This is a genomic window from Streptomyces sp. B21-105, from assembly GCF_036898465.1.
Taxonomy (GTDB): Bacteria; Actinomycetota; Actinomycetes; order Streptomycetales; family Streptomycetaceae; genus Streptomyces.
The window spans coordinates 5,171,977-5,195,602 of sequence record NZ_JARUMJ010000001.1; the positions used below are offsets into that span (position 1 = coordinate 5,171,977).

The 23,626-nt window shown below is 68.9% G+C and carries 17 protein-coding genes and 1 pseudogene; 7 read left to right on the forward strand and 11 right to left on the reverse strand.

What is annotated here, in order from left to right; translation table 11 throughout:
- Window positions 1-35: 35 nt before the first annotated feature.
- Window positions 36-6,335, reverse strand: a complete 6,300-nt coding sequence (locus tag QA802_RS23365; protein ID WP_334526039.1) for an RHS repeat domain-containing protein — start codon at window positions 6,333-6,335, stop codon at window positions 36-38.
- Between the two features lie 699 nt (window positions 6,336-7,034).
- Here QA802_RS23365 and QA802_RS23370 point away from each other — a divergent pair.
- The 4 genes from QA802_RS23370 to QA802_RS23380 all read left to right on the forward strand — a co-directional run bounded on the left by QA802_RS23370 (window position 7,035) and on the right by QA802_RS23380 (window position 9,206).
- Entirely contained in the window at window positions 7,035-8,186 is a 1,152-nt protein-coding gene (locus QA802_RS23370; RefSeq protein WP_334518345.1) for an ISAs1 family transposase, read from the forward strand.
- 77 nt (window positions 8,187-8,263) lie between these two features.
- Window positions 8,264-8,389, forward strand: a complete 126-nt coding sequence (locus QA802_RS41650; protein WP_443042168.1) for a hypothetical protein — start codon at window positions 8,264-8,266, stop codon at window positions 8,387-8,389.
- A gap of 8 nt (window positions 8,390-8,397) precedes the next feature.
- Window positions 8,398-8,640 (forward strand): helix-turn-helix domain-containing protein, encoded by a 243-nt coding sequence (locus QA802_RS23375; RefSeq protein WP_443042290.1) that lies wholly within the window; start codon window positions 8,398-8,400, stop codon window positions 8,638-8,640.
- Window positions 8,637-9,206 (forward strand): IS630 family transposase, encoded by a 570-nt coding sequence (locus QA802_RS23380; protein ID WP_319169474.1) that lies wholly within the window; start codon window positions 8,637-8,639, stop codon window positions 9,204-9,206. Before QA802_RS23375 ends, QA802_RS23380 begins: the two co-directional genes overlap by 4 nt.
- A gap of 504 nt (window positions 9,207-9,710) precedes the next feature.
- Here the strand turns inward: QA802_RS23380 and QA802_RS23385 are convergent.
- The 4 genes from QA802_RS23385 to QA802_RS23400 form a co-directional block, all read right to left on the reverse strand.
- Complete coding sequence (locus QA802_RS23385) at window positions 9,711-10,502, reverse strand: DUF5655 domain-containing protein (RefSeq protein ID WP_334526043.1); 792 nt, start codon at window positions 10,500-10,502, stop codon at window positions 9,711-9,713.
- Window positions 10,503-10,645: 143 nt separating this feature from the next.
- The gene (locus tag QA802_RS23390; RefSeq protein ID WP_334526046.1) at window positions 10,646-11,641 is read right to left on the reverse strand and encodes a hypothetical protein; all 996 of its coding nucleotides are present in this window, start codon (window positions 11,639-11,641) and stop codon (window positions 10,646-10,648) included.
- 711 nt (window positions 11,642-12,352) lie between these two features.
- Window positions 12,353-12,499: a hypothetical protein gene (locus QA802_RS23395; RefSeq protein WP_193433426.1), complete on the reverse strand. Its 147-nt coding sequence runs from the start codon at window positions 12,497-12,499 to the stop codon at window positions 12,353-12,355.
- Window positions 12,500-12,552: 53 nt separating this feature from the next.
- Window positions 12,553-13,395 carry an alpha/beta hydrolase gene (locus QA802_RS23400; protein WP_334526055.1) on the reverse strand — a complete coding sequence of 281 codons (843 nt, stop codon included), beginning with the start codon at window positions 13,393-13,395 and terminating at the stop codon, window positions 12,553-12,555.
- Between the two features lie 895 nt (window positions 13,396-14,290).
- Between QA802_RS23400 and QA802_RS23405 the strand changes: the two genes are divergently transcribed.
- The 3 genes from QA802_RS23405 to QA802_RS23415 all read left to right on the forward strand — a co-directional run bounded on the left by QA802_RS23405 (window position 14,291) and on the right by QA802_RS23415 (window position 15,828).
- Window positions 14,291-14,533: a type II toxin-antitoxin system Phd/YefM family antitoxin gene (locus QA802_RS23405; RefSeq protein WP_319169470.1), complete on the forward strand. Its 243-nt coding sequence runs from the start codon at window positions 14,291-14,293 to the stop codon at window positions 14,531-14,533.
- Window positions 14,533-14,907, forward strand: a complete 375-nt coding sequence (locus QA802_RS23410; protein WP_319169469.1) for a type II toxin-antitoxin system VapC family toxin — start codon at window positions 14,533-14,535, stop codon at window positions 14,905-14,907. Before QA802_RS23405 ends, QA802_RS23410 begins: the two co-directional genes overlap by 1 nt.
- A gap of 396 nt (window positions 14,908-15,303) precedes the next feature.
- Complete coding sequence (locus tag QA802_RS23415) at window positions 15,304-15,828, forward strand: hypothetical protein (RefSeq protein ID WP_319169468.1); 525 nt, start codon at window positions 15,304-15,306, stop codon at window positions 15,826-15,828.
- Between the two features lie 106 nt (window positions 15,829-15,934).
- Here the strand turns inward: QA802_RS23415 and QA802_RS23420 are convergent, their stop codons facing one another.
- The 6 genes and pseudogenes from QA802_RS23420 to QA802_RS23445 form a co-directional block, all read right to left on the reverse strand.
- Window positions 15,935-16,693 (reverse strand): hypothetical protein, encoded by a 759-nt coding sequence (locus QA802_RS23420; RefSeq protein WP_319169467.1) that lies wholly within the window; start codon window positions 16,691-16,693, stop codon window positions 15,935-15,937.
- A gap of 12 nt (window positions 16,694-16,705) precedes the next feature.
- Window positions 16,706-17,035, reverse strand: coding sequence for a hypothetical protein (locus QA802_RS23425; protein WP_319169466.1), 330 nt, complete (start codon window positions 17,033-17,035; stop codon window positions 16,706-16,708).
- Window positions 17,036-17,197: 162 nt separating this feature from the next.
- Entirely contained in the window at window positions 17,198-21,919 is a 4,722-nt protein-coding gene (locus QA802_RS23430; protein ID WP_334526063.1) for a putative T7SS-secreted protein, read from the reverse strand.
- A gap of 2 nt (window positions 21,920-21,921) precedes the next feature.
- Complete coding sequence (locus QA802_RS23435; RefSeq protein WP_334526066.1) at window positions 21,922-22,584, reverse strand: hypothetical protein; 663 nt, start codon at window positions 22,582-22,584, stop codon at window positions 21,922-21,924.
- Window positions 22,581-22,997, reverse strand: coding sequence for a hypothetical protein (locus tag QA802_RS23440; protein WP_334526069.1), 417 nt, complete (start codon window positions 22,995-22,997; stop codon window positions 22,581-22,583). The genes QA802_RS23435 and QA802_RS23440 overlap by 4 nt, the downstream gene beginning before the upstream one ends.
- Before the next feature lie 130 nt (window positions 22,998-23,127).
- Window positions 23,128-23,373, reverse strand: a pseudogene (locus QA802_RS23445) (DNA-binding protein); the annotation flags it as partial.
- Window positions 23,374-23,626: the final 253 nt, after the last annotated feature.

Below are 23,626 nucleotides of genomic sequence, written 5' to 3' on the forward strand. Positions count from 1 at the left end.
GACACCTCGCCTCTGCCATGCGTCAGACCTCGCGATCAGGCCCAGTTGTCCGGGTCCTGCGAGGGGTCGTACCAGGGGTCGATCGATTCACCCATCATGTCCAGCGGATCGATGGTGTCCTCGAACATGTTCCACAGGCCGTGTCCCCAGCCGTCTTCCCTGATGTAGCTGGGGGCCTGGGCCACGGCGAGGGCGCCGCTGACAATGGGCAGCCCGACGCGAACCTTCGGTGCCTTCAGCGGTCCGGGCTTGGCCGTCACCTTGAACGACGGCGGGGGCACCGGAGTACGGTGCGTGTCGAAGTTCCCGGTCGGGTAGATCACCCGAACGTTCGGGTTGCCCTGGTAATAGTCGGCGTACTCCGTCGCCTGGGCCATGTCCTTGGCGACGAAGACGACCGTGCGGGTCTGCTCCCTGAGCTTCTTGTCGATCGTACCGTGGTTCGCGATGACGCCCCGCGTGGACTCCGTGGCATCCGCCGTCTCGACGTTCACGATCTGGCCGTTCTTCCAGGTGACCTTCACGAAGTCGGCCGTCGTCTCCGGCAGCACGGGCTTGCCGTCGGCGTCCTTGACCGGCGCGTCCTTCGCCAGGGTGGTCTTGCCCGCCGCGCTGTCGTCCTGGAGCAGGTACTGCACGCCGTTGCCCGTCTTGGGGTCGTAGTACATCCCCGCCCGTTTCAGGTCGTCGTTCAGCGTGTCGAATGCCTTGGCGGCGGAGGCGTCAGGCGTGTTGGTCAAGTGGTGTGGGACACCCTGTTTGTCGTATACCGTCTTGATGTTGCCTTTGCCGTCGTTGTCGGCGGTCAGTGCCTTGGTGGGCTTCTTGTTTTTGACCTTGCCGCCGTCGCACTGGTCCGGGTTCTGCTGGCAGTACGCCCGCTCGTCCGGGTCGTACAGCCCCGACGGGTCGCTGCGCGTGATCGGGTTGTTGTGGCTGTAGCCGTAGCCGTCCAGCTGGAGCGGGTCGGTGCTGTCCATCACCGGGTCCACTGAGACGAACCTGCCGATTGCCGGGTCGTACTCGCGTGCCCCGAGATGGGTCAGCCCGGTGTCCGCGTCCCGCACACCGCCGACGAAGCCGCGGTCGCCCTGCCAGGTGGTGGGCTGGGTACCACGCGGGCCGCCGAACAGGGCCGTCTTGCGTCGGGTGATCGCCAGGGTCGAGGCGTCGACCTGGGTGGTGCCGGTGCCGTGGTGGTCGGACAGCAGGAAGGTCAGCTTGCCGCCGGTCCGCATGGCCACCGTGGTGCTGCCGGCGCTGTAGTAGCGGGTGCCGGTGACCGTGGTGCCGTCCTTGGACAGCTTCAGCTCGTTGCCGCCCGGCAGGTACAGGGTGGTGCCCGCCGAGTCAGTACGGGTGAGCCGGTCGCCGTCGGCGTCGTAAGTGTAGTCGGTCACCAGGGCGCCCTGGGTGGTCTTCGCGAGGTGGCCCTCGGAGTCCCAGTCCAGGATCTGCTCGGCCGCCGTACCGATCTTGCGGCTCTTGGTCGCGCCTGTTTCGTTGTACTGGTACGACTCGGTCAGCGAGCCCGAGGGGCCGGACTGGCTGACCGAGGTCAGGGCGTGCTTGCCCGCGACCGGGTCTGCGTAGGTACGGGTGATGTCACCAGTCGGACCGGACGGCGTCCTGTGCTGGACTTCGGTCTTCCGGTTACCTGTCGGACCGTAGGTGTACGTCGTCCAGTATGCGTCCGGGCCACCCACGGTAGCTGCAGACGGAGCTGCAGCGCAGCCTTCGGCGATGCCCGGCGCAACCGTCCACGCCTCTGTGATCTGGCGCAGCGCGTCGAGGGTGAAGCACTGGGTGTCGGTCACTGCCTGCGTGTCCTGACCGGAGACGGTCTTCACCGAGGTGATGTTGCCGTTCGGGTCGTAGGTGTAGCGGGTGTTGTCGATGCGCTGCGGGGCCAGCTCCCGGTCGGTCACCGAGCGGGTGAGCGCGCCGGTGTGCTCGTCGTACTCGAACGAGTTCCATAGGTGCTTGGCAAACTCGCCGTACTCGACCCGGGTTGGCCTCCCGTAGTGGTCGTACGTCATCGTCGAGACCAGCGGATCGACGCCCGCGCCCACTGTGTTCAGCAGTCCGCCCGCGGCGGTGTAGGTGTTGGCGATCTTTTCGGAGGGAAGGCCACCCATCGCTGGCTGCTGCAGCCACATCGCCTGCCCGGTGTTGAGGTTGTAGCTGGTGGTCCATTTGTAGGTACCCGCCAGCGCGCCGGTCTCCGGGGCCACCGGGATGGTGACCTGGTTGACGACCGGCAGGTACAGGCTGTTGTAGGTAGTGACGGCTTCCTCGTATGCCTTGCCGTTGATCCAGCGGGTGGACTTGGCGAGCCTGCCCTTGCCACCGGTGGCGGAGTCGTAGGACCAGGCGGCCAGGGTGGTGGCGCCCTGCTTCAGCGCGGTTTTGCGGCCGAGCTCGTCGTAGTCGGTGTGCAGGATGACGCCGCGGGCGTTCTTTATGTCGGTGGCCCGGTCGCCCGCGTCGAAGGTGATGTCCGAGGCACCCTTGTCCGGGTCCTCGATGTGGTTCTGTCGGCCGCGAATGTCGTAGCCGTACTTCCACACCGCGCCGGCCGGGTCGCTTACCTGTTCCAGCAGACCGCGCTTGTTGTACGTGTACTTCGTCGCCAGGAAGGCCGTGCGCTCGGCGTTCGTGTAGTGCCGGACCTCGGTGTTGCGGCCCTTGGCGTCAGTCAGCGAAGTCGTCGTGGTACCGCCCTGCTCGGGGACGATCGTGGTCGAGTCCCCGGTATATGTCGTGGTCGTCCGCCTGGTTTCGTCACCGAACTTGCGGGCGATGACCGCGGTGACCCGGCCGGCGCCGTCGTACTCGGTGTCCGTGGACGCCGGGTAATTCAGCTCCTGGCCGGTGACCAGCACGGGCTCCGCCTGCCCGCTAGCGAAGAAGGTGCCCGAGGTACGCCAGGCCAGGCCCCGGGTGTCGTAGAAGGTCTCACTGACTAGGCGGCCCGCGCCGTCGGGCGAAGAAGACTGGCTCTGCCGGACGCGCAGCTGGCCGTCGTAGAAGGTGTAAGCGGTCCGGTAGACGGAGTTGTGGTCCAGCGCGCTGGTGGTCACCACATTGGGGCCGTCATTGCGGACGGTGTACCCGAAGGTGTAGCTCGGCGTGTCCGGGTAGGTGGTTGCCGAGCGGGCCGGGGTCCAGATCTTGGTTACCCGGCCGAGAGCGTCGTACGCCGTCGTGGTGACGCGGTTGTTCGCGTCGGTGACCGACAGGGGCAGGGCGCGCAGCGGGTCGGCCACGGTGGTGATCGTGTGACCCAGCGGGTTGGTGACTACCGTGGTGGTGGGCACCTCACCGGTGGCCGGGGTATATACCGTGGTTGTCTTCTTGCCGTAGAAGTCCGTGGTGCTCAGCGGCCGACCGTATATGTCGTAGTCAGCGACCGGGGTGGTGCTGGTGATGTCGTAGCCGGTGCCCGTGCCGTTGATCTGCTCTAGCCTGGTGACATCGCCCTTGGTGGGGGCGGCGCCCGGGGTGGTGGAGCCGTCGAAGTAGCTGCGGTTGTCAGAGATGACGTCCGCGGGTCGGCTGATCGCGCTGTCGCAGGCCCCGGCGACCACCTCGGTGCGGTACACCCGGTTCAGCAGGTGCGCGGCGGTGTTCCGGGCAAATTGGGCGGTGATGCAGGACTCGTCGCCGGTCCTGGCTGTGTCACCGAGGTCGGAGGTCTGGGTGACCATGCCGTAGCCGTCAAAGGTGCGGGTCAGCAAGGTCTTGCGCTGGCCGCCGGAGACGGTGGTGAGCGTCTCCTCCTTCTCGATGCCAGTCTTGTAGGACACCAGGTCCGGCAGCCCGGTGCGGGTGCGGGTGGCGACCGCGGCCGAGCGCCACGGGGTGGCGGAGGTCGCGGAGACCAGCTTGGTGGTGTCATCCCCGTTGAAGGTGGCGGAGGCGCGCGGCAAGCCGGCGAACTGCTCCCGGTCGGTGGCCGCGGCCCCGGCGTAGTCGGTGACCTGGGCTCCGTCGATGCCGCGGAAGTAGCGGGTCTCGGTCAGGGTGCGCGGGTCGCTCGCGGCGCCGGTACGGGTCTGCACCCGGCCGTAGCCGCGCGGCACCGAGTACGTACGGTCCTCGGCCTTGGTGAACTCGTCGGCGTTCTTGGCCCAGGCAGCCCCGTCCAGGTACGCGTACGAGGTGACCTTGTCCGGGGACTCCACCAGGTTGTCGCCCTCGACCACCTGGGTGACCACGTAGGTGTTGAACCAGTCGAGTTGGGCGGTCTGGCCCTCGAAGGCCCACTTCACCGGGAAGCAGCGGGTGGTGTTGGTGCCGTCGGCCGGGGGCAGATTGTCCGGGGTGCAGTCCTGCTGCGAGTAGTAGGCGCCGAGGGTGCCGCCGCTCTCGGTGGTGATCTGCGACAGGCGCAGCCGGATGAACGGGGCCAGCTCGTCACCGGTCTTGTCCACGCGGTTGGCCCGCTGTTCGCCGGTGAAGGTGACCGGCGGGAGGGTGGCGGTGCCGCCCGCCTTGCCGGTGCGCTGGATGGACTTCAGCCACATGGGGGTGGATATGCCGTCGCCCGAGGCAGGGAAGTCCTGTGCCAGGGTCCAGGTGTCGACCTCCTTGGGCACCCCGCCGGTGAGCGCCTTGGTGGTGATGGAGGTCAGCCGCTTCCGCGACCAGAAGGTCGGGGCGAACTGGTCCTTGCACTCCGTGGACCCGTCCTTGCAATACTGGTCGAAGGGGGTGTCCGGCCAGTTCGCGGCGTTGGTCTCGTCGAAGGTGGTGCAGTTGGCCAGGCAGCGCTCGGTGACCCCGAAGGCCACCTGGCCCATGGGCTTGCCTGTGTAGACGGCGTCGGAGCGCAGACCGTAGTCGATCCGGTCCAGCCAGCCGCCCCGCGTGTAGGGGGTGACGGTGCCCTTGCCGGTGGACTCGTCGAAGGCGCGGCCGTAGTTGTTCTTCTCGGTGTTCCAGTAGTACGCCATGGCGTTGCCATGGGTGTCGACCACATAGTCGAGCTGCCAGCGCCAGGCCTGCTGGCACCAGCCACTGGTGAAGTTCGCGTTGTAGCAGGGCTCGCCGGACTGGTTGCCGAAGACGGGCACGGTCCAGGTGGAGTTGGTCACCGGGTCGTCGGCCGCGGTGCCGTTGTCCTTCCAGTCCGGAAGGCGGTTGAGGCCGAAGAAGTACTGGGTGCCGTCGGTGGCGGTCACCTTCCAGTGCTCGCCGACTCCGTCGACGCCCGCGGTGCCGCCGTCGCCGTTGGCGGCGCCGGTCAGCTTCTCGACCTTCTCACCGGAGTCGGCCTCCGGGTGCCAGCCCTTGCCGGCCTCGTAGACGAGCTCGGTGGACTTGCTGCCCAGGTGTAGCACGGCGTTGTCGGTGAACCAGCACTGGTCGAAGCGCTTGGTGGTGTTGGTGCCGCCGTCCTTGTCGTCTTCGCAGGACTTATACTTGCGCTCGATGAAGCCCGGCTCGTAGGACCAGCCGTCGCCGATCCAGCTGGGCTGGTTGTTGGAGGCCGCCGTACGGCCGTCCACGGCCTGCGAGTTGTAGCCGATCTCGATGCCCGGCTCAAGGCCTCCCGGCACGGCTGGGATCTGGATAGGGTAGTTCCAGCTGAGTGCGCCGGTCGAACCGCCCGCGCTCCAGGCGCTGGAGGCCTCCAGCGGTGTCGCCTTGTAGTCGCCCGAAGAGCCACCGGAGTCAGCCGTCACGGCCAAGGCCATCGCTCCGGACCGGGCCGTAGCACCCGAGGCCATCACCTTGCTGCGGGCGGACGGGACTGGACCGGTCCGGGCGGTCCCGGGTATCTCGGCGGAGACCTTGCGAGTCTCGGTGTTGTTGGTCGAGTCCAGCGGCCGCTGGCCACGGCACTCGGGCTTCTGTGGAGTGATGAGAGCGCACGCGGGAAGCTCGACCAGACGCAGCCGGGCTGACCAGTCACCACCGTACGCTCCACGGAAGGCCGAGTAGTCGATCGCCACTCTGGTCCCACCGGCAGGCTGGTCCACCAAGAACAGGACGCCCTCCACACCCGCCGCCTTGGTGGTCTTCCGGTCGGCGACCGTGACCTTCACCTTGGGCGGGTTGGCCGCTGCGGCCGAGCTGATCGGGTCCCGTTTACGAGCCACCGGACTCGCCGGGGTCAGTCGGGTGACCGTTATGGGAGCCGCCGCCGAGGCCGTGTTCAGGTCTATGTCCATACTGCCTGCGGCCGGCCAGATGACCTTGGACGCACCCTTCCAGGGGTGGGCGGCGTCTTTGCGTTTGCTGCCGCCCGCGGCCACCGATTTGACCGACACCGCCTTCGGCTGTTTGAGCTTCGGAAGGTCCAGATCGCCATCTGCTACGACCGCCACAGCGGGCAGCGCTCCGGCAAGTACTGCCGAAACCATAAGCACGGCAAGTCCGTGCTTTCTCATGCGTCTCACACCCCACCCCTCATCAAGAGACTTGAAACAGGTTCGGCGCAGGTTAACAGGCATCTTGCGGGGGCTCTTGAGGGTTTACCCGGCCATAAGTGACTGAATATAACTCAATCATGATCTTGATGGAAAATACGAACCTAGGGGCCCAGAGCGCCACAAACACGTAGGCGAGGTGGTGGGCAGCGGAAGATCCGATGGATAGAGTCCGACCGGCTATCGAACATTGAGAGGCTTCTGTGCTACAGAAAAGACCCGGCTATGAGGGGGCAAGAAAGAGATGGCTTTCTCAAGTGATTTCCCTTGCCTTGGTAGGCGGAATTAATCTTGATTGCTCTGCCCACTACTGATCTTTTTTCGGGGTGTTGACAAGACTTCGGGTTGCGGTATGCCGGTTGTATGGGGTTTTCGGGGGCGGCTGTGTCGGGATCACGGGAGTTGGAAGCGGGGCGGCTGGCCGCGGCGGCGTTATTCGAACAAGGGGTGCGGCCAGGGCGATTGCAAAGTCGCGGTGATCTCGTGAGTGTGCAGGTCACGGCGGTGTGACGATGCCGGGAGGGTGCGCGACCGGACGCAACGAAGCTCCGTTGCGGAGGTGACCTTGCCAAGTCGCCTGCGCCCAACGGAGCTTCGATGTGCCGTCAGTCTGCCACCGTCTGTCTGGTCAAGTCGCCCACCCGTCAGCACTGTGCGACGGGTCCGCTGGCCGAGCGGCTGGCCACGCTGGCCGATCCGCGGTGCCGGCGCGGGAAGCGTCACCCCTTCGTGGCAGTACTGCTGATCGTCTGCTCCGCTGTGGTGACCGGGGCGAGTAGCTTCGCGGCGATCGATGAGTGGGCCACCGACGCCCCGCAGGACGTTCTGGCCCGGCTCGGCGCCCGCACCGCGACCGCTCTGGCCGTCCGGGTCCCACCCAGTGGCGCGACGATCCGCCGGGTCATCAAGGACACCTGCCCCGGCGGTCTGGCCGACCTCCTCGGCCACGACCCGGCCGGCGCGGACACCCTCGCCGTGGACGGCAAGAGCGCCCGCGGCTCGCGCCTCGGCGCCACCCAGGCCGCCCACCTGCTGGCCGCGATGACCGGCACCGGAATGACCGTCACCCAGCTCCGAGTCCCGGAGAAGACGAACGAGATCACGTGCTTCGCCGCTCTCCTGGACCCCTATGACCTGCAAGGAGTCACCGTGACCGGCGATGCTCTCCACACCCAGCGCGACCACGCCCGCTTCCTCGTCGAGGCGAAGAAAGCGCACTACGTCTTCACGGTGAAGCGGAACCAGAAGAACCTCTACGAGCAGTTGCGAACGCTGCCCTGGGGCGAGGCGACGGCGAAGTTCTACGACCGAACCACCGGCCACGGCCGCAAGGAAACCCGGGTCGTGCAGGCCCTGACCGTCACCGACCTCGGCGTCGACTTCCCCCACGCCGCCCAGGTCGCCAAGGTCGTACGCCACCGCACCGACGCCAAGACCGGTAAGCAGAGCCGCGAGACCGTCTACGTCATCACCGACCTGACCAGCCGCCAGGCATCCCCGGAACGCATCGCGAAGATCCTGAGGGCGCACTGGGTGATCGAGAACAGGCTCCACTTCGTCCGGGACACCGCCTTTCGCGAGGACGCCTCGAAGATCCGCACCGGGCACGGCCCGGAGAACATGGCCACCCTGCGCAGTTTCGCCATCAACCAGCTCCGCAACGCCGGCCACACCAACATCGCCGCCGGACTCCGCACGACAGCCCTCCGCCCCTACGAGCGGCCACTGGCACTCCTCGGACTCAACTGACCTGCGCCAACACACGATCAACGGACTTTGCAATCGCCCTGGGGGTGCGGCAGGCATGGGTTGCCGAGCGGCTGGGGGTGTCCCGTCAGGCGGTCAGCCAGTGGCACGCGGCGTGGACGGCGGGCGGGGACGAGGCCCTGGCGGCGAAGCGCGGCAACACCACGTCGAACCGGCACCTGACGGGGGGCAGGAGGCGGAGCTGATCACACTGCTGCGTCAGGGCCCTACGGCCCACGGCTGGGAGGACCAGCGCTGGACGCTGGCGAGGATCTCCCGGCTGATTGAGGAGAAGTACGGTCCGCGTTTTTCGCTGCCGGGAGTATGGCTGCTGCTACGGCGTCTTGGCTGGTCATGGCAGGTCCCGCAGACGCGGGCGATTCAGCGGGGCGAGGAGGCGATCGCCGCATGGCGCACGGAAACGTGGCCGGCGGTGTCCCATCCCGACGAGCGGTGAGCGAAGACCGCTGGATCGTCTTCGGCGACGAGTCCGGGGCTGCGATCTCCTCGGTGATGCGCCGGACCTGGGGTCCGCGCGGGTGCACCCCCGTCGTGCACCTCAACGGCTCCCGTCGCGGTCGGGTCAACATGGTCGGCTGGCTCGCCTACCGGCCAGGCCACCAGCCGCGTCTCTACGCCTGGTACAAGCCCGGCAAGGGCTACACGAAGGAGGACTTCCCGCTCCTGCTGACCGCGCTCAAAGTCCGGTTCGGCGGTAAGATCACCCTCGTCTGGGACAACCACTCCAGCCACCTCGCCCACAACGTGACGGAGTGGACCGAAGGCGAACGGGCCTGGCTCGACATCGTCCAACTGCCTGCCTACGCGCCAGGACTCAACCCGGTCGAGCTCCTCTGGAAGATCGTGAAGGACGAGATCGCCAACCGCGCCTTCCGTTCGATTACCGAGCTTGGCGACGCCATCGCCACCGCCCTCGGCAGACTCAAACGGCGGGCCGACCTCATCATCGGATTCCTTCTTGGAACCGGACTCGAAGCAGCGCATATCGTGTCAAGCAGATAGATAAAGATCAGCATCATCGCGCCCCTCGGAGCGGAACGCGTCAACTTCCAGCAGATAAGTCCGTGGCCGACATGTGAGAGACGTGACCTACGCCGAGGACGTCTCCCGCGTGCGCACCGGCACCGCACCCCGAATCATGGCCACCCTGCGGAACCTCGCCATCGGCCTCATGCGCCAGGCCAGGCTGGACCAACATCGCCGCCACAGCCGACCACTACCGGTCACGCCCGGACCTTGCAGTCGCACTACTCAATCTTGAAGCCTGAGAACGCATCAGTCCTGCTCCAGACAGCGGCGGAGGCGCCGCTGATCTCGAGGTTGGGAATCAGTAATCGCGTGATCGCCTGGCGGGTCTTGTGGTTGTGCCAGATCGCGGTGGCAAATGCGAGGATGAGTTGGGCGACGTGGACTGCGATGCGATGGCGCTCGCCACAAGTCGAGCAGGTGGCAGCACCGAACCGCCACGAGATGACGCCTTCAGGAGCTGGCCCAGCCAATTGCGTGTCAGGCTGCTTCGAATGCCCGCCGGATCAGCGTGCCCGCCTTCTCCAAGTCGGACGCCGACGAGATGCGCACCTCCAGGTCGCCCGTCCCGAGGTGGCCGATGCCGCGCATGTCGCGGGAGAAACCCTCCTCCAACTCGACGGTGTCTGGGTCGACTCTGAGGTAGACCACGATCACCTCGTGCTTCGGGCGGAAGATTACCTTGGCGAGATTCACCATCCGCCGGTAGGCGATGTAGTGCCGGAGCGGAGCCACCTCGACCTCGCCCCACGTGGTGAGGGCCTCGTCCAACTCGGCATACAGGTCCTGCAGGCAAGCCGGAACGATGCTCGGAACCACTGGCCTCGACGGCTTCCCGACTTCTCCGCCGGAATCGGACGCCTCTTCCCTCTCCCGCCGCTGACGCCGAGCCAGTGCGGGACGGAAAGAACCCGGTGCGGACTCGACCAGCAGCAGGCCCAGCAGGCCGCCGTCGAAGATGCGGTAGCGCACCAGGTCGATGCTGCGCCTGTGCTCGCGTACGGCGTGCGCGTCGTAGCGGGTGAAGTCGGCGGCGACACAGATCAGCCGGGGTGCGCTCCACAGCACCTGGGACGCGGCCGATACCCCGAGCCGGTCGCGGACCAGGTGCCGGAAGGCGTCCTTGTGCGCCATAAGCCACGCCATGTAATACAGGCCCTGATTGATCACGCCGGCCGCGGTGCCGCGCTTGAACTCCACGACCACCGGCGCCCCGTTCTCATCGAGCCCCAGCGAATCGATCCGGCCGCCGTCAAATCCCTGCGAGTTCACGATTTCTGAAGGTATCGAAATCTGAACTGTAGGTACCGTTGGGGGATTCGGAGGCTCTCTGACCGAGGGTTCGTGCCGCCGGCCCCTGCAGCCGACGTTCCACGCGTCGATGGCAGCCTGGTTCTTGTTGAGGTTGTACTCGGTCAGGTCCTCCGCCCTCCGGTGGTTCGGGGAGGCTGAAGAACTGCTCGGGCACGGCTTGCCGTAGGGCCATGCCTGGGTCGGCCCGTTCGTCTGCTGATCGCGCAGACGCTGCGCCGGTTGCTCGTCCGTCTTGCCGACTGCTTGTCGAGGGTGTGGCCGTTCTCCATGTACTCGTTGCGGCGAGGTTGAGGTCGTACTTGCCGGTCGAGTCGACCTTCAGCCAGACCTGTGAGTCCTTGAAGTCCTCCAGAGTCGAGGAGCACGCTGGGGCCGCTGTGCAGGTCCAGGGCGACGGACAGCAGGGTGGCGTAGTGGTCCAGTGTCGGGGGCAGTTGGGAGGAGCGTGTGACGAACGCGTCGTAGGCGGTGATGGCTTGTTGGTAGCTGAGGATCTCGGGCTGGTAGTCGCGCAGTCCCGTCATTCGGGAGAGGAGACGTCCGGCCTGGGCCACGACCTGGGTGTCGATCTGCTCCTCGCTGAGAATGTCGGCGAGTTGGACGGCCTCGGCAATCCTGCGGGCGGTTGAAGGTCCGACAGCACCTGAGTCGAGAGGGGCGTTGATCAGCCATTTGCGGGCGTCGTGGTCATCGCGTGCGGCGATCGCGTCGATCAGGTGGCGCAGTGCACGGCTCTCGGCGTGGTCGGCCAGCCATACCAGGGCTGCTGTCGGGCAGTCGAGGGCGGTGAGCGCGCCGATTACGGGACGGGCGAGAACCCTCAGCAGGCCGAGAACCTTGAGGTAGGGAAAGTCCTCCGGTTTACCGAGGCGAGCCAGGAGAGCGATGCCGACGCTCACGGTCAGTGTGCTGGTGCCGGTGCGTGTCAGACGGCGGCCGAGAGCACAGGCTGCCGCTGTGTCTTCCAGAGGCAGATCGGCCATCGCGGCCTGGACATGACGATCCTGAATGCCCAACGTGTGCAGCCTGCGGTGGATCTCGTCGGCGGCGCGGACCGTGTTCGGATCGGACAGTAGGGGAGCGAGGATCTCCCGCACACCTGCTTGGGCCTCGCGCCAACCCAGCGCTGCGCGCCTTTGTGGCGAGTCAGGCAAGGGGTAGCCACCGTGAGGCAGTCGACCTTCGGGCTTCGACTGGTACAGGCGCAGCGCGTATGCGTACAGGGAGGGCCGAGGGGCGGGGACTCCACTGCCTGCCTGGGCGCTCATCGGGTGGGGTAGGACTCGATTCCATGGGCCATGCTGCGGATCCTGTCACCACTGGTTGGTCGATGGCCAGAGGTTTTCGCTGGTCAGGAACGGACCTGAAGGACGGTCTCGGGGACAGCCAACCGGCCACGCTGGAAGGGGCCGTCTCTGGAACGACCTGCAGGAGACCCGGCACACGTACGAAGAATCTGTGGGAGGCCTACAATCTCGGTGAGTCTGCTCTTGCCACCCGTGGCAGCCTTCCCGGTGGTCAGCCGGTGGCCGGACGCCTTTGGACGGTGCAGCATCGGGTGGCACGGGTCAACCTGCTGCAGGTGCTCTGATCAGGCACAACGTCACTACGCGGCACGGCGGAACACCACGCAGCACGATTCCTCACGGTCTCCTAAGAGGAGTTCAGCGCGCCATGCCGGCCGAGCTCCATGTGTTGGGTCGGGGACGGGACGCCGTGCGCCGTTTCCGGTGTCGGTTTTCCCGTCCCCGCCCGCCGAACCGGACGTGCCCGTTGGCCGAGCATCCGGCTCTCCACGTGCCGCTGGATCAGGCGAGGTATTCGCTGACCTGGCCGACGAAGGCCACATCGTCGTGGTTCGTCCGGCGGAAGCGTGCTCCGTCGGGATCGACCTCATCGATGTTGTAGGGCGTGCTGATCTGCGCTCCACGAAACGTGTATCGCTGGACCCGCATCTTCTGACGATCGGCTTGCCCGGGGGGTCGGAGCTGCTCGGGTTGGAGTGTGCTCAACTGGGACGCCACAGCCAGCGCAGCGCGTCCGGAAGCAGGACACCGCCGTGGTTGGGGCTGTGTCCGCCGTCTCCCAGGACAAGGCGGAAGTCGTAGCCCGCTTCGGCGAGAGCGGCTGCCACGCGCAGGTTCTCGGCGAGCCAGTTCCACTGTGGCTCGTTCCAGCGCAGGTCGCGGTGGCCGCCTTGCAGGAAGACGCGCAGCGGCTTGCGGGGGACGCGGGAGACGAGGTCCGGGTAGGGGTTGCCGCCCGGCATCTGCGCGAAGCTGGACAGGTATCCGATGACGCGGCTGAATTTGTCCGGACGCAGCCAGGCGGCGGTAAAGGCGCAGTTGCCGCCGCTGCTCCCGCCGCAGATGCCCCACCTTTCGGGTGACTGGGCGATGCTGTAACGCTCCGCGACCTGCGGGATGATCTCGGTGAGGAGAAAGGTGACGTACCGGTCGTCGAAGGCGTCGTACTCGGTGTTGCGGTTCTTCGGGTTCTCCGCATCGGGGAAGACACCGGGATCGACGAACACGCCGATGGTGACGGGGATGTCGCCGCGGTGAACGAGGTTGTCCAGGGCGATCGCGCCGCGTACCTCCCCTGCGGGGTCCAGGTACCACCATCCGTCCTGGAACACCATCAAGGACGCCGGTACCGCCGGGTCGTACTGTGCGGGCACGTGCACCCAGAACTTCCGGAAGGTTCCCGGGTAGACCTCGCTGCCACTCCACTCGAGCTCGACCGTCTCGCCGGCGGGCACGCCCGGCTGGGGAGCGGAATCGGGTCCGTGGATGTAGCGCACGTCGGACTGGTCGATCGGCAGTGGCTGGTAGGGCATCTCCACGGTCATGGGGAACAACCGTAGGGCGATCATCACCCGCGACCGCAAGGGATTTTCGTCCAGACGCTCCACCGCGCAGCTTCAGCGCGCGGTGGGAAAAGGTTCAAGGTCTTCAAGACGGCGGACACGTCACGTCATGGGAGCAGTTCGTACTGGCCGCCCGTTCCAGGGCAGGGCGCTCGCCCTTCCGTCTGGGCAGATACGCCGAGGCCAGGCCGACCAGGAGATTCGGCTGGTCACCGAGGCCTACCGTCGACGCTTCGGCCCCGACTACTTGACCCCGCTCTCGGTCCAGCAGCTTCTTTCCCGCACCCGAGCCGCTCTCGGCCACGTGGAGGCGGGGGCAGAGCTGATGACAGATGTCGTGGCCCGACGGGAACACAGCCTGGGTCCCGACCATCCGTTCACGGTTGCCGGCCGGGAGCTGCTGAGCGCATTCACGTCGGGGAGGTGGCGCCCGCCGCCCGGTGCGCAGGCGTGACGGGGCGGGCGTCTGCGGTGGGTGCGGCTCCGCTGCTTGGGAAGACGGTGTGGGCCGAGCTGAAGGCGCCGGACATCGTGGCCGGGCCCGTCGGGAGCGTGGTGTTCGGCAGCGGATCCCCTCGCTCGCGCCCTGGACGCTGCCACGGCCGCCGGCCTTCGCCAGGTCGCGGACGTCATCAAGACGTACGCCGGCGGCATCCGTGCCTTCAGTGACCCGAGGTCGACCATGCGCTGCAGGAGGGGCTCGACATTGTCGCCGAGATCAAGAAGGGCAACCAGGAGAGAGCCCGAGCATTGCTGGGATCACCGGGTAGGGAGCGCGACGAGTGCTCTGTGCCTCCCGGAGAGCTATCCTTTAGTCCAGTACTTAGTCCACCAGTCCAGCGCTTGGTCCACTCGTTGGTCACATCGTGAGGCAGCCATGGAAGCAGCCCGTCAATACAACGTTCACGAGGCCAAGACGCACTTTTCGCGGATCTTGGAGCAGGTCGCGACGGGTGAGGAGGTCGTGATCAGCAAGGCGGGGGAGCCGGTGGCCAAGGTCGTGCCTCTGCGTCCCAAGGTGAAGCGGACCGGTCGGGGCTCGCTCCGGGGGCAGATCCATATCCCCGACGATTTCGATGAACTGCCCGACGATATCGCCGCCGCTTTCGGGATGCGCTGATGCGGCTGCTGCTCGACACCCACGTGGTCCTGTGGTGGCTGGACGACTCCGCTGAGCTGTCCGGTGAGATCAAGGATCTCCTCGACACCGAACCCGCCGTGTACGTGAGCGCGGTATCACCGTGGGAGATCGCCATCAAGCAGTCTCTCGGGAAACTGGAAGGTTTGGAAGATCTGGCCGAGCGGGTGCGCGACAGCCAGTTCACCGGCCTGCCCATCACCGCCGGGCACGGGGTACGGGCGGGTCGGCTCCCGGCGCTGCACCGGGATCCCTTCGACCGGATACTGGTCGCCCAGGCTCAGATCGAAGGAATGACCCTGGTAACGCGGGACAAGCGGATCCCGCAGTACGACGTCCGGGTCATGACCGTGTGAGGGGCAGTTCACCGGGCGCCTCCGAGGATGCCCCGGCCTTTGGGACAAGGCCGTGAAGTTTGTGGCTGGAGCGTGTTGTCAGGGCCTGCGGGCACGAGGATTTCGATGCCGGTGACGGCTTTTGCAGCTGGTCCGGTCGATGCGGGGACTGACGCGTAGTCGCCGCGGGGGCAGCAGGTTGGCCTGCCGGGCGACGGCCGGCGACCGCCCGTGAGCCCGGAAGGGGTCGCGGGCGGTTCGCGGTTTCCGGCGCCACCCCGGTCGGCGCCGTCCCCGGCCGTGAGGACGGCGGCGCGCCGACCGCCCCGGCGGGGGCACCGCGTCGCGTCTCCCGCCGTCCTGCTCGGTAGGGTATCGGCGGCGTGATCGCATGGGTGAGCGAGTGGAGGGGGAGTCGTGAGCGAGTCCGTGTCGGTGGGGGGCGGCTTCAAGGAACCGGGGCCCGCGCAGGGCGGTGAACTGGCCGCCCGCTGGTGGCAGTGGGCGTTGTCCGCGCCCGAAGACCGCAGCCCTGTCGGTGACACGACGGGGGAGTTCGCGGGCTGGCGCCAGCCGGACGACGTCTGGTTCCTGGCAGGTACCTACGGCGGCCGCGTGGTGCGGCGTTGTTCGATGCCGTCGGGACGGCCGGTGTTCTTCCCGGTGTTCAACACGCAGCGGCCGCTGACGCTGACCTCGCGCGAGCCGATGGTGATGGAGGTCGTAGACGCCAGGGCGTTCCTGAACGGAGTCCCGCTGCCGATGCGGGAGTACACCTCGAAGCCCTTCCGCGCGGCGATGCGCAAGCGCGTCGCCTGGGGGCTCTGGTGTGCTTTCGACCCGTTGCCCGTCGGTCACTACGTCGTCGAGATCAAGGCCCGCACCACGGGGGGCTTCTGGGTGGACACGACATACCACCTCGCCGTCGTCGACGGCGGCTGAGCGCCGGCACGGCGGCCGTGCGGGCGGGGAGAACTCGCGGTGGTCGGGCGCCGGGTCGGACATCGAGACGGACGGCGGCGCGTAGGCCGGGTGCGGTTCGGCGGAGTCATCCGGTCGCGTAGTCGTCGACCAGGTCGGCGACGAAGGCCAGCAGGGCGTCGACGCGGTGCCGGTCCTGGCGTTGCTCGCGCAGGGACCGTTCCAGGGCCCGGAGCCGGTCCAGGGCGGCCGGGACCCGGTCGCGTACCTCGTCGAGGAGTTCCGTGGTGATGAGGTCGAGGCAGTCGGTGAGCAGGCGCCGGGTGGCGGGTGCGGGGGGTGCCGGGTCGGGGGCGGCGAAGCCGGTGGTCAGGTAGCGGGCGGGGTCGGTGAGGCTCCAGCCGACGACGGCGCCGTGCTGGACGAGGAGCGCCACGTCGGGGGCGATGCCGATCCGGGCGTCCAGCGGCTCGTCCAGGACGTCGAGGTCGCGCAGGCAGGTGAGCGCGGCGTCGCCGGGAGCGCGGCAGAGCTCCGAGGTCACCGCCAGATGGAAGTCCCGGGCCTCGTCCGCGCGAAGGCCGCCCGGGCGGACGGGGGGTGCGGCGGGCAGGCGGGCGCAGTCCTCGGGGTCGGCGGCCTCGCCGGCGATCTGGAACTCGGCGCCGACCAATTCCGAGCCCGCCTTGTCGAAGTGGAGCTCGTCGGGCGTGTCCCACAGCCACGGCCGGCTGCCGAAGGTGTCCAGCAGGAACCGCCCGCGCTCCTCGACGTCCGCGTACGCCGCTACCCGCACCCGGAAGTCCCGGAAGTCGAAACGCGGGCTGACGGCGAGCGGATCGTCCGTCACCGTCGCACGCCAGTGGCCGTCGAAGGAGAGCCGCACGATAGCCGGGCCTCAGTCCAGTTCCGCCGCGCGCCTTCTCAGGTCCTCGGCGTACGTGTCCCAGTCAGGGCCGAAGGAGAGCAGGTCCGCGGCTGCCTCGCGGAGCAGCAGCGGGTCGTCGGGGCGTTGCAGGCACGCCAGGCGGTAGGCGAGGTTGCGGGCCCAGGGCGGGAGGGCCATCCAGTCCTCGGTGAGGACGTCCCGCAGCATGGCGAGGATCTCGTCGGCCGTCGCGAAGGTGAGCTTCTCGACGAAGTCACGCGTCGCCTCGTTGACCTGACGGCTGTCGGCACTGTCGATCGCCTGGCCGAGGCTCCTGGCCGAGGGGGTCGGGTCGGGCATCTCTCGCTTCTCCTCGAGGATTTCTCACGGGGTTCTCGCGGGGGTGGCCGTGAGGGTGGTCGTGGGGTCGGTGCTGCGGGTGCCCGGACCCTGACCGACGGGCACGGCCGGTCCCGGCGCCGCCGTGCGGCCGGTGCGGGCCGGGATCGGGTGAGCCGGCCGCTACGGATTGAGCCAGTAGGTGGACAGTTGGTAGGCGCCGTCGGGCCGCTGGACGACCCGGTAGCCGACGTCGTGCCCGTCTATTGTCACCGACCTGTCGAGCGGCCCTGCGAAACCGGGGGTGCCGGCGCGGGGGACGGCGCCGCCGTCCCTCATGTATCCGTACACGTCGGAGACGATCGCCTGCTCGATCTGGTCGGGCTTCAGGTTGGTGGTGCGCAGGTCGTTCGTGGTTCCGCCCGGTCCGGTGTGGGCCCGGTCGTAGCCGTGGCCGGTGTTGAAGTGCCATGAGTCGTCGCCCACCATCGCGGAGCGTTTGAGGTCCTGCCCCTCGCCCTTGGAGGTGTACTCGCCGATGGTGGGGCCTTCCCCCTCCTTGTACGGCGACAGGCCGAACGGGTCGCAGACGGTGTGCGGATTGTCCACGTAGGCGACCGGGTTCGGCGCCGGCGAGAGCCCCAGCGGGTCGGGAGACGCGTACCGGGCGGTCTCCGGGTCGTAGTGCCGGAACAGGTTGTAGTGGAGGCCGGTCTCCGGGTCGTAGTACTGGCCGGGGAAGCGGAGCGGGGTGTAGGCGGTGCTGGAGCGGGACCAGGCGGTGGTCCCCCACAGCGTGGTGCGGGTGCGCCAGGCGATGTCGCCGGACTCGTCGATCAGTTCGGTGGGGGTGCCGATCAGGTCGGTGGTCATGGCGAAGAAGCGCCGGTTGATCTCCTCCTGGCGGGCGTCCGGGGTGAGGATGCGCTCGGTCTGCGCGAGGGGCGCCAGGCCGCGGTGTTCCCAGGTGAGCGCCACCGGACGGGGCAGGTCGCCGGAGACGGTGGTCTGTTCGCAGAGGGTCAAGCCGTCCCAGGTGAAACGGATCTCCTCCGTCACGCTTTCGCCGTCCGCCGCCAGGCGCTGCTTGGCGGTGCGCCGGCCGAGGGGGTCGTAGCGGTAGCGCCAGCGGGTGCCGTCGGGAGTGGTCACCGAGGTGAGGCGGTCCTCGGCGTCCCAGGTGTAGCGCCAGGTGTCCGGTTTACGGGAGAGCCGGGCCTTCTGGCGCAGGGTGACGCGACCGAGGGCGTCGTGCTCGAAGCGGACCGCGCCCGCCCGCGTGACGGTGGTGCCGGTGTAGGTGCGGGCGCCGGTGGCCTCGTGGCCCGGGTGCGAGTCGGGCCACGAGGCCGCGGTCTGGTTGCCGCCGGCATCGTAGGCGTACCGCTCGCTCCAGCCGCGCGCGTGGACGGCGGTGACCCGGCCGACCGGGTCGAGGTCGAAGGTGCGCGCCCCCGACACCAGGTCGGACGTCGCGGTGAGACGGCCGTCGGCGCGGTAGGCGTACGTGCGCTCGTCGAGGGTGCGGGAACCGGCGGTGAGGTGCTGGGCGGACAGCCGGCCGGCCTCGTCCCAGGCGGAGGCCTGGGTGACGATGCCGGCGAAGACGCGTTCCACCTCGCGGCCGGCCGCGTCGTGCGTGAACGTGATGTCGTGGCCTCCGGCGGTCATCCGGCTGGGGCGGCCGGCGGCGTCGTAGGCGTAGTGGGTGACCAGTCCCGTGGGGGTGGTGCGCCGGATGCGGCGGCCCACGGCGTCGTAGGCGTGCCCGAGGGTGCGGCCGTCGACGAGTTCGGTCGTGAGCCGGCCGCACCGGTCGTAGCGGCGCACCAGCTCGCCGTCCGGGCCGGACGCGTGGGTCAGGCGTCCCGCGCGGTCGTAGGCGTGGACGGTGACCCGGCCCTCGACCTCCTTGCGGATCAACCGGCCGAGCGCGTCGTACGCGTAGGCGGTCACGCCGCCGAGGCGGTCGGTCCGGGTGGTGAGCTGTCCGGCGGCGTCGAGGCCGTAGGTGACGGTGCGGCCGTCGAAGTCGGTCTCGGAGACGAGCCGGTCGGCCCGGTCGTACGCGTACGTCCACACGAGCCCCTGCGGGTCGGTGACCCGGGTGAGCCGGAGACCGGCGTCGTGCTCGAACTCGTACCGGGAGCCGTCGGGTCGGATGCGGGCGGCGACGAGGTCGAAGTGGGTGTACTCGAAGCGGGACACCCCGCCCGCCGCGTCGAGGTGGGTGAGGCAGTTGCCTTCGCCGTCGTACGTCCATGACTCGGTGGCGCCGTCGGGGCCCGTGCGCCGGGCGAGCTGCCCGTCGGCGTGCCACTCCAGGCGGGTGACGGCGCCCACCGGGTCGGTGATGCGGACCGGGCGGCCGAGGGCGTCGCGCTCCAGGCGGGTCGTGCCGCCCGCCGGGTCGGTCACCTCCGCCGGCCGCCCGGCCGCGTCACAGCGCACGACGGTGGTGGCGCCCAGGGCGTCGCTGACCGACGTCAGGAGACCGGCGTCGTCGTAGGTGTAGCGGGTGACGCCGCCGGCCGGATCGGTGACCGCCGTGCGGTTTCCCCGCTCGTCGAACTCCTGCAGCCACCGGGCGCCGTCCGGGTCGTACCGCTCGGTGGGCAGACCGAACGGGCCGCGCACGACGCGCAGTTCGGTGCCGTCGGGACGGGTGACCGTGACGAGCCGGCCTTCCCCGTCGTAGGAGTACGCGGTGGTGCGGTTGAGCGGGTCGGTGCGGGACAACAGGTTGCCCCTGCTGTCGTGGCGGAACCGGGTGGTGTGGCCGAGCGCGTCGGTGGTGGCCAGGACGTGACAGCCGGGGCCGATCAGATGACGGGTGGTGCGGCCGTCGGGGGTGGTCAGGACCGTCGTCCGGTGGCCGGTGCCGGGGTCCGGTCCGGTGTAGGACAGGGAGATCTGGACGTGCCCGGCCTGGCCGCCCTCGGCGACGACGCGGTCCTGGTCGTCGTAGACGTAGTCGTAGCGGCTCGCGTTGGAGTCGGTCCAGGCGATGACGCGGCGGCGGTCGTCGTAGAGGAAAGTGGTCGTGGCGCCGGAGGGCCTGGTGACGGCGGTCAGGTCGCCGTCCTGGTAGCCGTAGTTCATCAGTGGCAGGTCGGCGCCGTGCTCGCCCCCGCCGGCCAGGGACAGGGCGGTGACGAGGCCGTCGGCGGACGCCACGTTCACCCGGTGGCCCGCCGAGTGGACGAGGGCCAGCGGCAGGCCGTCCTCGGCGCGCTCGACGGTGATCGTGTGGCCGTTGCGTTCGGTGACGTCCGTCAGCCAGGCGACGCCGTCGCCGCCCGGTTCGCCGCCGGAAGGGGCGTCGAAGCGGCGGACCAGGCCGGTGTCGGGGTCGGTGAGCGTGTAGTCGCCGTCGGCGTCCCGGGCGAGACGCGTGCGGGAGAGGCCCGACTCCGGGGTGGTGGGCGCGCCGGGGACCGGGTGCGGGTACGGGATCAGCAGCCCGTCGGCGGTGACGTGCAGGACGCCGACGGCGTCGATCTGGAGACGCTCGTCGACGGTGGACGTCCAGGCGGGCCCGAGGAAGCGGCCGGCCGTGCAGCCGGACTCGGTGCGGCGGGTGAAGACCAGCGGCAGGATGCCGGGGATCACGAGGTCGGTCTGGGGCAGGAACATCCGCCCGGTGCCGAGGTCCACCGGGTCGGTGCCGTCGGTGGTGCGCCCGGCGTCCGGGCGGTTGTGGGTCCCCTCCGGGGCGTCGTCGAGCAGCCGGCGCAGCCGTGCGGCCTCGGCGGCGTCCTCCGCGATCCGCACGCCCTTCACGGCGGCGCCGCCGCCCCCGGTGGCCACGGTCAGCGCGACGTCGGGCAGCAGCCGTCCCAGGCCCTCGCTGGGGTCCTTCATGAAGTCGGTGACCATCTGCTTGCCGGTGCCGACGGGGTCGTTGGCGGCGACGACCAGCCCGGCGGCCAGACTGTTGAGGGAGGTGACGTACTCGGCCGGGTGCGTGAGGTTGTACGGGTCCATCGGGTTGATGCCGCGGACGAAGTTGAGGATGCCGGCGGTGCCCTTGATGAGACCGCCGCCGACGTGGTCGCCCATGATCTGCAGTTCCTGCATGCCGTCGTTCAGCTGCTCGGCGTAGGACGGCTTCTCGGGCGCCGTGTCACGGGCGGCGCGGACTGCGGAACGCGCCGTCTCCGCCGCCGAGTTGCGCTGCTTGCGGGCCTCGGTGAGCAGGTCCTGGGCGTCCTGCATCAGCTTCTTGCCGGGGTCGTGGAAGGTCGCCGCCGGCTTGGTGGGGAGGGTGGAGGGGTCGCGCTTGTCGGCGGGCTGGGCGTTGTAGCGGTCGACGGCGCTGTTGTAGTCGTCGACCTTCTTGCGGTGGGCGTCGGCGGCGTCCTCGGAGGCCTTGACGCCCTCCTTCCACTTGTCGATCGCCGTCTGCGCCTGCCCCTGCGCCCAGGTGACGGTGCCGGCGAACGCCTCGAGCGCGGCGGCCGCCTTCGTGCAGGCGTCGGCGCCGGTGAACCACTTCGGCGGCTGGGTGCCGACCGCGGTGCGCAGCGCCTCGGCGGTCTCGCCCTTGAGCCGGGACGAGTCGAGGCCCTTCAGGCCCTCGCCCGCGCTGTCGAACGCCGCCTGGAAGCCGCGGAGCTGCTCCGCGGTGGAGCGGATCTTGTCGGCGCTGCCGTAGATCAGCTTGGTCTTGTCCTCGGTCTGCCCGAGGTCCATCTCGTCGACGTCGGCGCCCAGCCGGTTCGCGACCGAACGGGACTGCTCGCGCACCCAGTCCGCGCCGGTCTGCCAGCCGGCCTCCTCCAGTTTGTCGGCCGTCCAGTCGCCCGCGTCCTCGACCCGGTCGCCGACCCACGCGACGCCGTCCTCGACCGCGTCCTCGACCGAGTCGGGCGTGATGTCACTGATGAAGTCGCCGATGCCCACGGTCAGTTGCCCCCGGAGTCGCCCTGTTGCTGTTGCTGCGCCTGCTGGGCGCGTTCCTCCGGCGACGGGCCGAAGGTGTCGTCCAGCGCCTGGTTCCACTGGTCGTCGGAGATGCCGAGCGCGTCGTTGAGCAGCTCCGACCGCCGGCCGCCGTCGCCCTCGGTGAGGACGGTGCGACCGGTGTCCTTCCAGGTCTGCTCGATGTCCTGGCCGGCCTTGTCGAACGACTCGCCGCTCCAGTCCGGGTCCAGGGCGTCCGGCTTGAAGACGTCGCCCCAGTCCTGCCGGGTGATCTCCTCCTCGGTGGCGTGCGGGTTGCCGCCCATCACGGAGTTGACGCCCACCTTCAACGAGCCCGCGATGTACTGGTCGTGCTCCCACTGGGTGCCCGCCGCGAGACCGAGGCGGCTCGCGAGTGCGCTGGCATCGCGCACCAGGGCGCGCACACCCCACTCCCAGCGCTCGCAGAAGTCCTCGAAGTCCACCGACAGGCCGTGGTGCCCGGCCTCCATCTGGGTCATCGCCAGCTCCGAGAAGCCCTTGCCCATCACCGAGCCGGTGGCGCCGCCGAGTTCGCCGAGCTGGTCGATCGTCGCGCCCACGCCCTGCGTGAACTTCGCGACGGCCTCCGCGCCGAGCTGGAGATCCGTTCCCTCACCGCTCACGACAGCCTCCCCGCTCCCGCTCCACCGCCATCGACGGCGACCGCCTCCGGGACGATGCCGACGACCGGCGGGAAGAACATCGACCCGTCCTCGGTGGCGATGTCGACGGCGAGACCGGCGGGTTCGCCCAGCGCGGGCACGATCTCGTCGACGATGCGCGCGCCGAGCAGCGCCGCGTACTCCACGGGCCGGTCGCCGGGCCCGTGGTGCAGGGCGAACCGGGCGAGCGCCGCCTCGTCGGTGAACCCGCAGATCCACCGCACCCCGCCCGAACGCACCGACCACAGCCCCCCGTCGGCCACCGGCACCAGCAGCACCGACCGCCGCATCTCACCGACCAGCGCCCGGGGATCGTCACCCCCGTATCTGCGCTCCGCGATCCGCTCGGCGAGCGCCGCCCTCGACTGCTGCACGCTTCCTCCCCGTTCCAGGTGCCTCATGGCACCGTAGATCAGGACGCACGGCACGAACGGGTCGGTTCTTGTGAAGGTTCGCCGGGGGGCTCACCGACCCGGGGCGGCGGAGCGGAGCCTCACCCGACGGTCACACCTTGACGACCTCGACGGCCGGCCCGCAGAGCAGGCCGATGTCCTCGGGGTCGGAGGTGAGGACGGTGACCGGTCCGGGTGCGGAACGTGCCACGGCGGCGAGGACGGCGTCGATGGCGTACTCGTGGCCGCGCAGACGGTGGTCGCGCAGGAGCGCTGCCGCTCGGTCGGTGACGTTCTTGGTGACGTCATGCACGTCGATCCGGGAGAGCACCCACCGGATGCGGGCGGGGTGAACCCGTCGTCCGTGAGGCGTAGGCCCTCGGCGATGTTGTCCCGCCCTGCCAGGCGGAGTGCGCCGATGGCCAGGTTTCCCAGGGAGGCCATCGCTCGCGGTGCACTGCCGGTCCGCACCCGCGAGGCGTCCTCTCCGAACGTCACATCTCTGACATGGTGCTCACGATTCTCGATTGACCAGTGTCTGCGGAGCCCTGGGCCGGTACCGCCGAAGAGGAAGAGCCAGTTGTTGAGGCAACACGCCGGTGAAGGTCGTC